16 protein-coding genes are annotated in these 15137 nt (G+C 36.9%); all 16 read left to right on the top strand.

Going from position 1 to position 15137, the window contains the following annotated elements; genetic code table 11:
• Positions 1-16 precede the first annotated feature (16 nt).
• The 16 genes from KQI21_RS13400 to KQI21_RS13325 all read left to right on the top strand — a co-directional run bounded on the left by KQI21_RS13400 (position 17) and on the right by KQI21_RS13325 (position 15002).
• Entirely contained in the window at positions 17-379 is a 363-nt protein-coding gene (locus tag KQI21_RS13400) for a response regulator (protein WP_077320427.1), read from the top strand.
• Between the two features lie 16 nt (positions 380-395).
• Positions 396-1052, top strand: a complete 657-nt coding sequence (locus KQI21_RS13395; RefSeq protein WP_216484677.1) for a flagellar biosynthetic protein FliO — start codon at positions 396-398, stop codon at positions 1050-1052.
• The gene (gene fliP / locus KQI21_RS13390; protein ID WP_216484676.1) at positions 1045-1710 is read left to right on the top strand and encodes a flagellar type III secretion system pore protein FliP; all 666 of its coding nucleotides are present in this window, start codon (positions 1045-1047) and stop codon (positions 1708-1710) included. Before KQI21_RS13395 ends, fliP begins: the two co-directional genes overlap by 8 nt.
• Before the next feature lie 132 nt (positions 1711-1842).
• Positions 1843-2112 (top strand): flagellar biosynthesis protein FliQ, encoded by a 270-nt coding sequence (gene fliQ, locus KQI21_RS13385; RefSeq protein WP_216484675.1) that lies wholly within the window; start codon positions 1843-1845, stop codon positions 2110-2112.
• Between the two features lie 3 nt (positions 2113-2115).
• A complete protein-coding gene (fliR, locus tag KQI21_RS13380) occupies positions 2116-2895 on the top strand; it encodes a flagellar biosynthetic protein FliR (protein WP_216484674.1) in 780 nt (259 codons plus the stop codon).
• Position 2896: 1 nt separating this feature from the next.
• A complete protein-coding gene (flhB, locus tag KQI21_RS13375; RefSeq protein ID WP_216484673.1) occupies positions 2897-3976 on the top strand; it encodes a flagellar biosynthesis protein FlhB in 1080 nt (359 codons plus the stop codon).
• Between the two features lie 19 nt (positions 3977-3995).
• Positions 3996-6029: a flagellar biosynthesis protein FlhA gene (gene flhA / locus KQI21_RS13370; RefSeq protein ID WP_216484672.1), complete on the top strand. Its 2034-nt coding sequence runs from the start codon at positions 3996-3998 to the stop codon at positions 6027-6029.
• On the top strand, positions 6026-7144 hold the full coding sequence (gene flhF / locus KQI21_RS13365) for a flagellar biosynthesis GTPase FlhF (RefSeq protein WP_216484671.1): 1119 nt from the start codon (positions 6026-6028) through the stop codon (positions 7142-7144). The genes flhA and flhF overlap by 4 nt, the downstream gene beginning before the upstream one ends.
• The gene (locus KQI21_RS13360) at positions 7134-8003 is read left to right on the top strand and encodes a MinD/ParA family protein (protein WP_216484670.1); all 870 of its coding nucleotides are present in this window, start codon (positions 7134-7136) and stop codon (positions 8001-8003) included. Before flhF ends, KQI21_RS13360 begins: the two co-directional genes overlap by 11 nt.
• 6 nt (positions 8004-8009) lie before the next feature.
• Positions 8010-9059 carry a protein-glutamate methylesterase/protein-glutamine glutaminase gene (locus tag KQI21_RS13355; RefSeq protein ID WP_216484669.1) on the top strand — a complete coding sequence of 350 codons (1050 nt, stop codon included), beginning with the start codon at positions 8010-8012 and terminating at the stop codon, positions 9057-9059.
• A gap of 15 nt (positions 9060-9074) precedes the next feature.
• A complete protein-coding gene (locus KQI21_RS13350) occupies positions 9075-11102 on the top strand; it encodes a chemotaxis protein CheA (RefSeq protein WP_216484668.1) in 2028 nt (675 codons plus the stop codon).
• Positions 11103-11125: 23 nt separating this feature from the next.
• A complete protein-coding gene (locus KQI21_RS13345) occupies positions 11126-11596 on the top strand; it encodes a chemotaxis protein CheW (RefSeq protein ID WP_216484667.1) in 471 nt (156 codons plus the stop codon).
• A gap of 6 nt (positions 11597-11602) precedes the next feature.
• Complete coding sequence (locus KQI21_RS13340; protein WP_216484666.1) at positions 11603-12235, top strand: chemotaxis protein CheC; 633 nt, start codon at positions 11603-11605, stop codon at positions 12233-12235.
• Positions 12228-12728, top strand: coding sequence for a chemotaxis protein CheD (locus tag KQI21_RS13335; RefSeq protein ID WP_216484665.1), 501 nt, complete (start codon positions 12228-12230; stop codon positions 12726-12728). The genes KQI21_RS13340 and KQI21_RS13335 overlap by 8 nt, the downstream gene beginning before the upstream one ends.
• A 35-nt stretch (positions 12729-12763) precedes the next feature.
• Entirely contained in the window at positions 12764-13543 is a 780-nt protein-coding gene (locus KQI21_RS13330; RefSeq protein ID WP_216484664.1) for a FliA/WhiG family RNA polymerase sigma factor, read from the top strand.
• A gap of 76 nt (positions 13544-13619) precedes the next feature.
• Positions 13620-15002, top strand: a complete 1383-nt coding sequence (locus KQI21_RS13325; protein WP_216484663.1) for a flagellar assembly protein A — start codon at positions 13620-13622, stop codon at positions 15000-15002.
• The last annotated feature ends 135 nt before the right edge of the window (positions 15003-15137 follow it).

The following is a 15137-nucleotide window of genomic DNA, read 5'->3' as shown; positions in this document are numbered from 1 at the left end:
GGGAGGATTTGTTTTTATGGGAAATCGTATTTTAATAGTAGATGATGCAGCATTTATGCGAATGATGATTAAAGATATTTTATCGAAAAATGGGTATGAGGTTGTTGGTGAAGCACAAGATGGTGCGCAAGCAGTAGAAAAATACAAGGAATTAACACCTGATTTAGTTACGATGGATATTACAATGCCGGAAAAAGATGGAATCACTGCTTTAAAGGAAATACTTGCAAGTGACCCACAGGCAAAAATAATTATGTGCTCTGCAATGGGGCAACAAGCTATGGTAATTGATGCAATCCAAGCAGGGGCTAAGGATTTTATTGTCAAGCCATTCCAAGCCGATCGAGTGATTGAAGCGATTCAAAAGGCATTGAGTTAAAAGTGAGTGAATGATATTGAATAAATCGTTACGCATGTATTGCATTAGCTTACTTAGTTTGCTTCTACTTCTGTTATGTTTCGAAATAGAAGTAGAAGCAACACCTAAATCGGTTACTGATTGTATTAAAGAAGCAGATTGTGAACCATCCGAAGAGACACCGGTAGATAAGGATAAGGAATCATCCAAACTTGTAAATGAAAAAGCGGAATCAACACCACTATGGTTAAATTTTATCAAACTAATTATTGTTTTATTTCTGATTTTAGGTTTAATATATGCTTTTTTAATGTTTTTAAAAAAGAGGAACGCTAAGTTTCATCAAGTAAAGGCATTGGAAAACCTTGGTGGCATATCGGTAGGACAAAATAAATCGCTGCAAATTGTACGAGTTGGTAGTAAATTTTATTTAATTGGAGTTGGCGATAACGTTGAGCTGCTTCAAGAAATTGATGATGCAGCACTTATCGAAGAATTAGCGAGAGATGACACAATAGATACAATCCCTTTTGCTATATTTCGAAAAAAGAAAGATAAAAAAGGAGAACAACAGCAAAACAAAAATACAACGACAGCTTTTAAGAAGCAGTTTATGAATGAACTGGACAAACTAAAGGAGAACCGTAATAAAATGATTCAGGAGTACAAACAGAAGGAAGATCAAAATGAATGAATTTGTAGATATGTTTTCCAGTTCTGATCCAGAAAATATATCGATATCTGTAAAGCTTATTTTATTGTTAACTGTTCTGACGTTAGCTCCTAGTATATTAATCTTAATGACAAGCTTTACGAGAATTATTATCGTCTTATCGTTTGTTCGTACGTCACTGGCGACTCAGCAAATGCCGCCGAATCAAGTGCTAATAGGCTTAGCTTTATTTCTCACCTTCTTTATTATGGCACCGGTATTTAATGAGGTTTATGAGCAGTCATTACAGCCATTATTTAAAGAGGAGATTGCACTAGATGAAGCGTACGAAGAAGCGAGCATTCCGATTAAAGAGTTTATGGCAGAGCATACCAGGCAAAAGGATTTAGCACTATTTATGAATTATGCTGAACTGGAGCGCCCAGAGACAGTGGAAGAGATTCCTTTAACCACCTTAGTTCCAGCATTTGCCATTAGTGAGCTGAAAACAGCGTTTCAAATGGGATTTATGATCTTTGTTCCGTTTTTGATTATTGATTTGGCTGTTGCCAGTGTATTGATGTCAATGGGGATGATGATGCTTCCTCCAGTTATGATTTCCTTGCCTTTTAAAATCTTGTTGTTTGTTCTCGTAGATGGCTGGTATTTAATTACACATTCATTGCTTGATAGCTTTTAACCAATCATTCTCTAAAGCTATTCATCTTTTATTCTGTCCTTTTCGAGAATTGTGCAAGGAAGTTTATTATTAGCTTGCCGATTAGACGGATAGCTGAACCTTTGCCATAGAAAAGAAGGAGGCTGTTGCAATATGAGCAGTGAGTTTGTATTAACTCTTGCAGAAAAAGGTGTATATACCATCCTATTAGTCACAGGGCCTTTACTAATACTCGCATTAGGTGTCGGCCTTTTAGTCAGCATTTTTCAGGCGACAACACAAATCCAAGAGCAGACATTGGCGTTTATCCCTAAAATTGTTGCTGTACTAATTGGCTTAGTCGTTTTTGGACCTTGGATGCTGTCTGTAATCGTAGAATTTACTTCCGACCTGTTTCAAAATATAAATCAGTTTGTAGGGTAAATGATGTTAGAAATAATAAATATAAATAGCATTCCTGTATTTTTACTTGTTTTTGTAAGAGTGTTGGCGTTTTTTATCGTAATGCCACTTTTTTCTTACCGAACCATTCCAACACCTTTTAAAATAGGGGTTAGTTTTTTCCTGGCATATCTGTTGTTTTATATTGTCGACGCACCAACCTTAACTATAGATTTAACCTATTTGCTGTTGGTGTTTAAAGAAGTTTTAATAGGACTATTAATCGGTTTAATGGGTTATATTATTTTATCGGCTGTGCAAATTGCCGGGGGCTTCATTGATTTTCAAATGGGATTTGCCATCGCCAATGTGATTGATCCACAAACTGGAGCACAAAGTCCGTTAACTGGGCAATATTTTTATATTATTGCACTACTATTTTTATTATCGGTAAATGGTCACCATATTTTAATAGATGGGATCGTAAATAGCTATCAATTTATTCCAATCGACCATTTCTTGCCTTTACAAGATGAAACGATTGTGAATTACATTATCGATAGTTTTAATCATATGTTTCTGATTGCTTTTCAAATTGCAATCCCAATTGTTGGTTGTCTATTTCTAGTTGATGTAGCTTTAGGCATTATTGCAAGAACTGTACCGCAATTAAATGTATTTGTTGTTGGTTTACCTCTAAAAATAATCGTTAGTTTTATTGTGTTGTTGTTTTTTATGAGTTTATACGTCATTTTAGTAAAAAATTTATTTGAAATTATGTTTGATACCATTCGTACGTTAATGCAGTTATTCGGAGGTGGCTAACTTGCAACTTAAGATGAATTTGCAATTTTTTGCAGGTGAGAAAACAGAAAAGGCTACTCCGAAAAAGCGTCAAGATGAACGAAAAAAAGGGAAGGTTGCCAAAAGTCAAGACGTTAATACAGCTTTTTTACTATTGTTTACGTTTATCGTATTATTTTCGTTTGGAAATCTCATGAAGGAAACGATGACTTCCTTATATGAACATACATTTACAGAATTTATCCATTGGGAAGTAACAGAAAAAACCGTTCAGCAAATTTTTTCAGGAGCTACAATGGAAGTAGCTAAAATGTTGGCTCCCATTATGATTATAGCCATTATTGCAGCGTTAGCGGCAAATTTTTTGCAATTTGGCTTCTTATTTACGACAGAACCACTTAAATTTGACTTGAAGAAGATTGACCCGATTCAAGGAGCAAAACGGATTTTTTCTATTCGTGCACTTGTTGAGCTTCTAAAGTCATTATTAAAAATCGTAAGTATTGGTGTAGCGACGTTTGCCGTTATTTGGCTCTATAAAGATGATATGATGATGACGGCCTTCAAAACCCCTGAAGCATCATTAGGTTTTTTCGGGAAAGTAACGATCATTATGGGAATAACAGCGATTATTTTATTATTGTTTTTAGCTGTATTTGATTATGCTTATCAACGATACGATTACGAGAAAAATATGAGAATGTCAAAGCAAGATATAAAAGATGAATATAAGAATATGGAAGGAGATCCGCTCATTAAATCAAAAATAAAAGAAAGACAAAGACAAATGGCAACACGCAGAATGATGAGTGAAGTTCCTCATGCAGATGTTATCATTACAAACCCTACGCATATTGCAATTGCCATTAAGTATGATGAGGAAAAAGCTTCTGCACCATATATTGTCGCTAAAGGGGTAGACGATGTCGCTCAAAAGATAAAAGAAATCGCCAAAAAAAATGACATAATCATGGTGGAAAATAAACCTTTAGCGCGCTCTTTATATCCAGTGATAGACATTGGTGATATGATACCTGAAGTATTTTTTCAGGCGGTTGCCGAAATATTGGCATATGTATATAAGTTAGAGAAAAAAGTTTAAGCAATAAGGAGAGACCCCGATGAAAGCAAGAGACCTATCCGTACTATTAGGCGTAATTTTAATTATTATTATGTTAATTGTTCCATTGCCTGGATGGCTGTTAAGTGTATTAATACTTTGCAATATCTCATTAGCTCTCATCGTTATCTTAGTTTCGATGAACACATATGAAGCACTGCAATTTTCCGTCTTTCCTACCCTGTTATTATTACTAACTTTATTTCGCTTAGGATTAAATGTTTCCACAACAAGGTCGATTTTATCAGAAGCTGATGCTGGCGGTGTTGTCGATACGTTTGGTTCCTTTGTAATTGGGGGTAATCCATTAGTCGGTTTTGTCGTTTTCGTTATTTTAGTCATTATCCAATTTCTTGTTATTACAAAAGGGGCTGAACGTGTTTCCGAAGTGGCTGCTCGTTTTACGTTAGACGCCATGCCTGGAAAACAGATGAGTATTGATGCAGATTTAAATGCAGGCTTAATCTCGGAACAACAAGCAAAGAAACGGCGAGAAAAAGTTGAAAAGGAAGCAGACTTTCACGGATCCATGGACGGGGCGAGTAAATTTGTTAAAGGGGATGCAATTGCCGGAATCATTATCGTTCTTATCAATATTGTTTTTGGTTTAATTATTGGTATGGTACAAATGGACATGTCTTTCCAAGAAGCCGTTAATACGTTTATGCGTCTTACAGTTGGTGACGGATTAGTAAGTCAAATTCCAGCATTATTAATCTCTACTGCTACCGGTATTGTCGTAACAAGAACTGCTGGGGAAGGAAATCTGGGAGAAGACGTTTCAGGACAATTGTTGCAATATCCGAAGCTATTATTCATTGCTGCAGGAACCATATTTTTACTCGGTTTAACACCAATCAATTTCTTTTTAACTACGATTATTGCCGGACTGTTAGCATTGAGTGGCTATCTCTTACTAAAGCAAACGCAGGTAGTAGAGGAACCAACAGATGAGGAGAACGATCAAACAGAAAGTGAAGTAATGAAATCTCCGGAGAATGTTGTCCATTTATTAAATTTGGACCCGATTGAATTTGAGTTCGGTTATTCATTGATTCCGTTAGCAGATGCCAATCAAGGCGGCGATTTGCTCGATCGGATTGTGATGATTCGCAGACAGTTAGCCATTGAATTAGGTATTGTAATTCCAGTCGTTCGAATTCGTGACAATATTCAACTGCAACCAAATGAATACCGCTTAAAAATAAAAGGGAATGAAGTTGCATCTGGCGAGCTGCTTCTTGATCATTATTTAGCAATGGCACCGGATATAGAAGATGACGACTTGGAAGGAATCGACACGAACGAACCTGCATTTGGCCTACCTGCAAAATGGATAACAGAAGAGTTAAAAGATGAAGCAGAATTATCGGGCTATACGGTTGTTGATCCTCCATCTGTCGTATCAACACATTTAACGGAAACGATTAAAAGACATGCGCATGAGCTCTTAGGCCGAGAAGAAACGAAGCAATTAATGGATCATCTAAAAGAAAGCTACCCAATATTAGTAGAGGAAGTTACTCCAGAGCCATTATCCATAGGCGATATTCAAAAAGTCTTAGCAAAATTATTAAAAGAAAGAGTATCTATTCGTAATTTGCCGATTATCTTTGAAATACTTGCTGACTTTGCTAAATTAACGAACGATACCGATTTGCTTACAGAATATGTTCGTCAGGCACTCTCTAGCCAAATTACAAAGCAGTACGCAGAGGATAATCAATCGCTAAAAGTAGTCACTTTATCACCAAAAGCTGAAAAAGCAATAGCTGAAAGTATTCAACAGACGGAGCACGGCAGTTTTTTATCGATGGATCCGGAATTACAACAACAGTTAATCAAACAGATGAAGGAAGAAGTGGAACGGCTAACGCTTCAAGAGGAAACAGCAATTTTATTATGCTCACCCGCTGTTCGCATGTATGTAAGACAGCTGTTAGACCGCTTTTTATCAAATGTTGTTGTCCTATCCTATAATGAACTGGAGCCTGATGTTCAGGTACAAAGTGTCGGGGTGGTGAATATCGCATGAAGGTGAAGAAATATATTGCCGATTCAATGCCGGAAGCAATGAAACAAATCCGGAAAGAACTCGGAACAGAAGCTGTAATTTTACAAACGAGAAATATTAAAAAAGGTCGGTTTTTCGGACTGTTAAAAAAACAGCAAATTGAAGTCGTAGCTGTTAGAGATCCACAACCTGTAGCACCGAAAAAACAAGTGGTAACAGAAGATAAAGGATTACATAAGAATCAGATGGTGAAACCGACAGAAAATAGTAATCTGTTGAATGAATTAAAGCAGGTAAAACAGCTTCTGCATCAATCTGCCATTGAAACAATTACATATCCGGCTGATTATCAGCTTGTCTACCACTACTTACTGGATCAAGAAGTAGAGCAGCAGCTTGCGGCAAGCATTATCGAAGCTGTCATTGAAAATCAGCAAAATAAGCAGCAGATAAATCGTCAATTAATTGTAAAACAAGTAGAAGAGGAAATAAAGAAACGACTTGAGATGGTATCGTTTCAAGGTCTAACCTATAAAAATAAGCTTGTATATTTCGTCGGACCAACTGGTGTTGGTAAAACAACGACAATTGCCAAAGTAGCAGCTAAAAGTAAGCTTGAGGACCGTAAGCGGGTGGCCTTAATAACAGCCGATACGTATCGGATAGCGGCAGTTGAACAGCTAAAGACATATGCCGATATATTACAGGTGCCAATTGAAGTCGTGTATACGAGAACGGATTTTGAAGAAGCAATCAAAAAATTTTCGGCATATGATGTTGTATTTATTGACACAGCAGGACGTAATTTTCGTGAAGAAATGTATGTAAAACAGCTGCAGGCTGATATTGGCATTGGAAGAGCGGAGGGTGCAGATACATATTTAGTACTTTCCTTAACTGCAAAGCCTAAGGATATAGCTGATATTTTTGATCGATTTAAACCGCTAAACATTACAGAGGTCATTTTCACCAAGATGGATGAAACGAGTCAGTTTGGTAGTATGTTGAATATCACATTAAGGAAAAATATAGGTGTTGCTTATATATCGAATGGACAAGATGTCCCGGAACATTTACTCAATCCCTCCTCACACCTACTAGCGACATATGTAATGAGGGATGCTTATGAAAAATGACCAAGCATCCGGGCTAAGAAGAAGATTACATCCAGCATCAAGTGAACAAAAACACGCCAAAACAGTCGCTGTGATTAGTGGCAAAGGTGGTGTCGGTAAGTCAAATATAACCCTAAACTTCTCACTTGAATTATTAAATCAAAAGAAAAGTGTACTCATCATTGATATGGATATCGGAATGGGGAATATTGACATTTTATTAGGGTTGCAGGTACAAAAGACAATTATCGATATGTTTGAGCGTCATCTTTCCATTCAAGAAATTATTGAAACAGGCCCAAATAATCTTCATTATGTGGCAGCTGGTTCAGGATTATCGGATATTTTTTCTATGAATCAAGCAACAAAAGAATTTTTCTTTCAACAATATCAAGCAATTATTCCAGCATATGATTATATTATTTTTGATATGGGTGCAGGAATTACACAAGATACATTAACGTTTATTTTGGCTGCTGATGAATGCATTGTTATTACAACACCTGAACCAACTTCTATAACAGATGGATACAGCATGATTAAGCATATTGTTGCCTATAATCCTGCGCTCCCGATTCAAGTGATCATGAATCGAAGCCAATCGGAGGCGCAAGGAAAGAAGTCCTTGGAGCGGTTTCAAGCGGTAGTTCGTCAATTTTTACAATTAGAAATAAAGCTCTTAGGTAGTTTACCTGAAGATAAAGCAGTAACGAAAGCAGTCATTAGACAAACACCCTTTATCTTCCTTTATGAGCGAGCACCGATTACAAAAGCAATCAAACGGCTTGTGCTTACGTATATGGAGCAAGCATCTGGAGCAGAACATACAAAAGTTTCATCCTTTTTAAACAAACTAAAACAACTATGGACAGAGAGGTAAAGAAAGATGAACCCAATTCGTGTCATTGTAATTGATGATTCAGCCTTTATGCGAAAAGTAATTTCCGATTTATTAACAAGTGACCCTCGTATAGAAGTTATTGCAACAGCTAGAAATGGTCAAGATGGGCTAGAAAAAATCAAGCAACTGAATCCAGATGTAGTGACATTAGATATTCACATGCCAGTGATGGATGGAATAACAGCCTTAAAAGAGCTGATGCAATCTCACCCTACTCCAGTTGTCATGCTCTCAAGCGCTACGGAGGATGCATCGATTAAAACCATCCAGGCTATTTCAAGTGGAGCAGTAGATTTTATTGCCAAGCCATCGGGTGCTATTTCCATCGATATTGCTACGATGAAACAGGAAATTATTGACAAAGTGGTGACTGCTTCACAGGTTAGTCTGCCATTACAGCAAAAGGAGATTGTCAAGCAGCCATCAGCTGTAGTAAAGCAAACTATTCCCGCAGTTAAACATAAGCAAACGATTGTAGCTATCGGGACTTCTACCGGAGGACCACGTGCACTTGAACATATTATCCAGCGTTTACCAAAAAATCTAGCAGCATCTGTTTTAATTGTACAGCACATGCCAGCTGGTTTTACGAAGTCATTAGCCCAACGGCTTAATCAAAAAGCTGCCTTAATGGTAAAGGAAGCAGAGGATGGAGAGCTACTAGAAAACGGTGTTATCTATATCGCACCAGGTGGTTTTCATATGAAAGTGAAAAAAGTTGGGACCTCTTTGTTTATTGATTTAACGACAGAAGCTGCTTTACGTGGACATCGGCCTTCTGTTGACATGCTATTTACTTCATTGGCTCAGGTAAAAGAAGTGAATAAGGTTGCGGTTGTATTAACAGGTATGGGAAATGATGGAGCTAATGGCATTAAAGAACTAAAGAAAATGGATCAGCATACCTATGTTATCGCCGAATCAGAAGAAACCGCAATCGTTTACGGCATGCCAAAAGCTGCTGTTCGAACAAATTACGTGAATAAGCAAGCACCTTTAGGTGAAATGAGCAATTTAATAACAAATTTAGTATAAATGGAGGGATACGTAATGGATACATCAGGCTATTTAAGTATTTTTATTGATGAGAGTAACGAGCATTTAGAAGTCTTGTATAATCAATTACTAGCTTTAGAAAAAAATCCGGGCGAAAAAGCAATTATTGAAGAGATCTTTCGAGCGGCTCATACGCTAAAGGGAATGTCTGCAACAATGGGCTTTAATGACTTAGCCAACCTTACACATAAATTAGAAAATGTGTTTGATGCGATTAAAGAAGGAAAAATTTCCGTAAATACGGAAATGATGGATGTACTATTTGCCTCCGTTGACCATTTAAACGAAATGGTTGAAGATATTGCACAAGGCGGAGATGGAAGCAGGGACGTTAGCGACGCTGTTGAACAGTTAAAACAGCTTGAACAGGGGGGATCTGTTCCAACAGCAAAAGAACAAACTAAACCAGAAACCGACTCAGCAGAACATCCACATAAAGTAAGTAATATAGATGAATTTGCCATTACTATTTTAAATGAATCAACGGATCGCGGATATTTCAATTATGAAATTACGGTAACACTAAGAGAAGACTGTTTATTAAAAGGCGCTCGTGCTTTTATGATTTTTGAAGTATTAGAAAAGCTTGGAGAAATTATAAAGTCGGATCCGTCTGTTACAGAGATCGAGGAAGAACAATTTGACCGATCATTTTCTCTTTTATTTATTACCAAGCATCCAGAGGACTTAGTAAAACAAAACATCGAAAAGGTTTCTGAGATCGAATCCGTAGAGATATATCCTTTCTTAACGAACCAGCTCGATAAAAATGAAGCAGAAAGTGAAACGAAAAAAACACCAAAAGAAAATCAGCAAACAAAGTCACCAAAGAAAAAACAACACAACCAAGCAAATTCACATAGTGTTGTTAATAAAACAATTCGCGTAAATATCGATAGACTGGATGTATTAATGAATCTATTTGAAGAGTTAGTGGTGGATCGAGGTAGACTAGAGCAACTAGCTTCTGATTTGGATAATAAAGATTTACAAGACACTGTAGAACATATGTCGCGGGTATCGAGTGACTTGCAATCAATTATTTTAACAATGCGAATGGTACCTATTGAACAAGTGTTTAATCGTTTTCCAAGAATGATTCGTCAAGTAGCTCGTGATTTAAATAAAAAAGTAGAAGTAGAAATTATTGGTGCTGAAACAGAATTAGATCGTACGGTTATTGATGAAATTGGCGATCCACTAGTACATCTAATTCGCAATGCAATGGACCACGGGATCGAATCTCCAGAAGAACGTGTGAATAAAGGAAAGTCAGAACAAGGAACATTAAAACTAGAGGCATATCATAGTGGAAATCATGTTTTTATAGAAATTAAAGATGATGGAGCGGGAATTAGTAGAGAGAAGGTTCTAAAAAAAGCAATTGCAAAAGGCATTCTTTCTGAGAGTCAGGCAGAAATATTAACCGATCAGCAAGTATTTGATCTGATCATGTCAAGTGGTTTTTCTACTGCAGATCAAGTCTCTGATTTATCTGGTAGAGGCGTTGGCTTAGATGTTGTAAAAAACACCATTGAATCTTTAGGTGGAAGAATTTCCATTGATTCAAAACCAGATAAAGGTTCTATTTTCTCAATTCAATTGCCGCTGACGCTTTCGATCATTTCCGTATTACTTATTGAGCTACAAAAAGAAAAGTATGCAATCCCATTATCATCCATTATTGAAACTGCAATTGTGCATAAAGATGATATTATGCACGCACATCATACGAAAGTGATTGATTTCCGTGGTACGGTTGTTCCATTAGCATTTCTAAATGAAATTTTTGCTGTACCGATCAATGAGGAAGCGCCATCAAGCGACTATTTGTCCATTGTTATCGTGAAAAAGGGCAATAAATTAACCGGATTAGTAGTTGATTCGTTTATTGGACAGCAGGAAGTTGTTTTAAAATCATTGGGAAGCTATCTAACAGAGACATTTGCTATTTCTGGAGCCACCATACTTGGCGACGGTGAAGTAGCATTAATTATTGATAGTAATGCACTGATTAAATAACTAAAATATTGGAGGAAAAAACGATGGAAAATAACACAACGACTAGCAGAAAAGTAATCGTATTTCAGCTTGGAGATGAGGAATACGCAGTATCCGTACAGCAAGTAGGATCAATTGAAAGAATGATTCCAATTACTAGAGTTCCGCAGACGGCAGATTTTGTTAAAGGGGTTATTAATTTAAGAGGAGTAGTAACTCCGGTTATTGATTTGCGTCTCCGCTTTGGTTTGGAGAAAACGGATTACAATGATTCTACCCGCATCATTATCGTCTTTGTAGATGAAATGGAGGTAGGGCTGATCGTAGATGCTGCCAATGATGTGATTGACATTCTTGAATCAGAAATTGAACCTACTCCAGAGGTTATTGGAACTGTTGAAGCAAAATACATTGATGGTGTAGCGAAGTTGGATAATCGCTTATTGATTTTACTAAATATGCAAAAGGTTTTAACGGAAGAAGAAATTCAAGAGTTAAAATCGGTAGAAGGATAAACATGTATGGATGTTACAAAATTAACGCAAATGCAAAAAGATGTGTTGCGTGAGATTGGCAATATTGGAGCTGGAAATGCGGCGACTTCCATGGCAAAACTATTAAATAGAAAAGTAGAAATGGAAGTACCTGCTGTTAAAATTGTAAGCTATGATGAAATGATGGAGCTAATAGGGGGACCGGAAGCAATCATCGTTGCTTTGTTATTTCAAATAAAAGGAGATGCACCAGGAACGGTGGACTTCATTTTATCCATTGAGGAAGCCAATGCTCTAATCAAGGAGATAACGCAAAATAGTGAACTTAAACTTACAAATACGACAGATAATGAACTGGCGGCATCCGTGTTGCAAGAGGCAGGAAATATTTTGACAGGTGCTTATCTATCTGCATTGGCGGATTTTACGAATATGAACCTGCAACCTTCTATACCTTATTTAAGTGTTGACATGGCAGCAGCTATTTTAACGGTAGGACTACTGGAAATATCCCAGGTTACGGATTACGCTTTAATTATCGATACGAAGATTCATCCTTCTTATCAAACAAATAAAATTAAAGGTAATTTTTTATTTATCCCTAATCCTGATTCGTTTACTAAAATATTTCAAGCGTTAGGAATTAATGATCATGACTAAAACAACATCATCGATTATTAGAGTGGGTATTGCTGATTTAAATGTAGTTAAGGCTCCGCAAAAGATACGCACAGCAGGATTAGGATCTTGTGTAGGTGTCGTTATTTATGATGAACGTAAACAAATTGCAGGACTTTCTCACGTACTCTTGCCAAATTCAAAACTAGCAAGACAGCTAGATTTTAATATGTATAAGTATGCAGATACAGCTATTCCTTATTTAGTAGACCGTCTTTTTAAAGCAGGCGCGAGAAAAGGCATGCTCAAAGCAAAAGTTGCAGGTGGAGCACAGATGTTTCAGTTTTCCAATGGCTCAGATATCATGCGGATTGGGCCGCGTAATATCGAAGCTGTTTTAGAGCAGCTTAAACAGTTGTCGATTCCAATTATCGCTTCTGACGTAGGAGGAAATGCTGGACGAACAATTGAATTTGATCCAGAAACAAGTCAATTGAAAATCAGAACGGTAAATAAGGGTGATACCTTCATATAAAAGGATTAGCTTATTGTAATAAGGGGTGAACAAAGATGAAAGTGAATCCATCTCCATATGAACAAGAGCTGTGGGATAGTTGGTTAGACAACAATGATATGGATGCTGCAAATGAGTTAATTGAAAAGTATATGTATCTAGTCAGTTTTCATGTGGAGAGAATCGCAAGCCACTTACCAAATAGCGTGATGAAAAGTGATGTGAAAAGCTTTGCGTTAATGGGACTTTATGATGCATTAAAAAAATTTGATCCAACGAGAGACTTTAAGTTTGACACATACGCTTCTTTTCGTATCAAAGGCGCAATTATTGATGGTTTACGAAGAGAGGATTGGCTACCTCGCTCCTTACGAGAAAAAACAAAAAAAGTTGAAAAAATAGCTCATCAGCTTGAACAGCAAAATCAGCAAATACCGAGTGCCGCTGAAATTGCGAGACATGCAGGTATGACGGTTAAAGAGGTGGAGAGTGCGATGTGTGATTCTCTTTTTGCAAATGTATTATCGATTGAAGAAAAACCTAGTGATCCGAAAATGAAATTAAAAGAAGGAATAGGTTATTCGATACCAGATGAGAAATCGCTTGCTCCAGAAGAACAAATATTAAATAATGAATTAAAAGAAGAATTAATAGAGGGAATAAAAGAGTTAAATAAAAATGAGCAGCTCGTAATCAGTCTTTTCTATCACGATGAATTAACATTAACAGAAATTGGGGAGGTTCTAGGATTAACTACATCACGAATATCACAAATTCATAAAAAATCCATTTTAAAACTTCGTCATTCCTTGAAGAAAATTCAAGTTCTTTCCTAATAATTGTTATTCTGCAATGGTTTCTCATTTTCTAGTTAGGTGATATTAGCTAGAATAGAAGGGCGGAACATATGTTATGGGTCAATTACAATTAGAAGAAGTATTAACCGTTACGGTTGCAAAGGATAAAATGCTCGCGCAAATTGATGTAAAAGAAGGTCAAGATCTTTCAAATGTGGAATTAACAGATGAATCGCTTCGCCAGCTACTAACCCAATATCATATCAAATATGGAATTATTGATGAAGCAATAACGCACTTTATTCAGCGTCCAACTATGAATTTGTTTCCATTAACGATTGCAAAAGGGAAGCAGCCGGAGCATGGTGAGGATGGAAAAGTCGAGTATGTTTCAGATTTCTCCACAGAGATAAATCGCGATCAACAATGGAATTTTCGTGATGTCATGCGCATTCCTTCCGTTAAAAAAGGAGAAAAAATAGCTACGCTTAAGCCCCCAACAAAAGGGACACCCGGTTACATGGTAAATGGTAAGATGATTGCAGCTCGTCCGGGCCGCCCCGCTTTAATAAAAGCGGGTAAGAATGTAGTTTTTAAAGAAGAAAATCAAACTTTTTACGCCGTATCGGAAGGGCAATTAAGCATTAGAGGAAAGTTAATTCAAATACAACCTGTTATTGAAATTCATGAAACACTTTCTATGAAAAAAGGAAACTTGGATTTTGTAGGAACCATTATTATCCGTGGAGATGTTCCTGCAGGTTATAGTGTAAAAGCAGGTGGAGACATCAAAATATTTGGGATGGTGGAGGCTGCAACCATATCTGCTGGTGGTTCCGTTCATGTATCAGAAGGTTTAGCAGGACAGGGAAAGGGAACAATTGAAGCTGGGGAGTCTATTCAAATTGGTTATATCAATCAAGGTAATGTAATTGCAGAAAAAGATTTATATGTAGAGAATTCCATCATTCATAGTATTTGTACGATAAAGGGGCATGTTTTTTGCCAAAAAGGAAGTATAATTGGTGGTACGCTATCTGTGGGAAAGATGGCCGAAGCAAAAGATGTAGGAAATCGACTAAGTACGAAAACGGAAATTATTTTTGGACTGAATCAATTAGTGGAACAACAAAAAAACAAGTTGCTTACTAAAAAGCAGGACTTGGAAGCGATGTTGGCGAAATTAACTTTATTAGGCGAGAAGCTGAAGGCAAATAAAAAAACAGATGATCCTAAATTAAGAATTACAGCACTTCGCCAAAAACATTCATGGAGTAAGACAAAGGCTGAATTGGATGAGGTCGAACAAGCTGTGAATGAGCTTAATTCCTATTTAGGAAGTGAACAGGAAGCGGAACTTATTGTTAGAAATTATTTGTATTCAAATGTTACGGTCGCCTTTGGCAAATATCGTCGGGTGATTAAAGCAGATCATCATTATGTTAAAATGAATTTAGTTGACAACGAGATTGTCATACATCCTTTATCCCGCATGTAAGGATCCGTATTTCTCTCATCTCAAGTGCCCTTTATTATCCCTGACGACATGGTGAGAGAAACATCTCCTGAATGCCCGATGTTTAAGGGCCTTTAGGTCATACCCTTGCGGTACTAACATTCAAGGAGAAAAGCA

It is taken from the genome of Virgibacillus proomii, from assembly GCF_018916875.1.
GTDB lineage: Bacteria > Bacillota > Bacilli > Bacillales > Amphibacillaceae > Virgibacillus > Virgibacillus proomii_B.
The sequence above is the reverse complement of the archived record's forward strand: the minus strand, read 5'-3'. Positions and strand labels throughout refer to the sequence as shown.

Bases quoted from the DNA above. Each gene is read 5' to 3' on its own strand.
- KQI21_RS13400 (WP_077320427.1), top strand. From the start codon at position 17: ATGGGAAATCGTATTTTAATAGTAGATGATGCAGCATTTATGCGAATG.
- fliP (WP_216484676.1), top strand. From the start codon at position 1,045: ATGAATGAATTTGTAGATATGTTTTCCAGTTCTGATCCAGAAAATATA.
- fliQ (WP_216484675.1), top strand. From the start codon at position 1,843: ATGAGCAGTGAGTTTGTATTAACTCTTGCAGAAAAAGGTGTATATACC.
- fliR (WP_216484674.1), top strand. From the start codon at position 2,116: ATGTTAGAAATAATAAATATAAATAGCATTCCTGTATTTTTACTTGTT.
- flhA (WP_216484672.1), top strand. From the start codon at position 3,996: ATGAAAGCAAGAGACCTATCCGTACTATTAGGCGTAATTTTAATTATT.
- flhF (WP_216484671.1), top strand. From the start codon at position 6,026: ATGAAGGTGAAGAAATATATTGCCGATTCAATGCCGGAAGCAATGAAA.
- KQI21_RS13360 (WP_216484670.1), top strand. From the start codon at position 7,134: ATGAAAAATGACCAAGCATCCGGGCTAAGAAGAAGATTACATCCAGCA.
- KQI21_RS13355 (WP_216484669.1), top strand. From the start codon at position 8,010: ATGAACCCAATTCGTGTCATTGTAATTGATGATTCAGCCTTTATGCGA.
- KQI21_RS13350 (WP_216484668.1), top strand. From the start codon at position 9,075: ATGGATACATCAGGCTATTTAAGTATTTTTATTGATGAGAGTAACGAG.
- KQI21_RS13345 (WP_216484667.1), top strand. From the start codon at position 11,126: ATGGAAAATAACACAACGACTAGCAGAAAAGTAATCGTATTTCAGCTT.
- KQI21_RS13340 (WP_216484666.1), top strand. From the start codon at position 11,603: ATGGATGTTACAAAATTAACGCAAATGCAAAAAGATGTGTTGCGTGAG.
- KQI21_RS13335 (WP_216484665.1), top strand. From the start codon at position 12,228: ATGACTAAAACAACATCATCGATTATTAGAGTGGGTATTGCTGATTTA.
- KQI21_RS13330 (WP_216484664.1), top strand. From the start codon at position 12,764: ATGAAAGTGAATCCATCTCCATATGAACAAGAGCTGTGGGATAGTTGG.
- KQI21_RS13325 (WP_216484663.1), top strand. From the start codon at position 13,620: ATGGGTCAATTACAATTAGAAGAAGTATTAACCGTTACGGTTGCAAAG.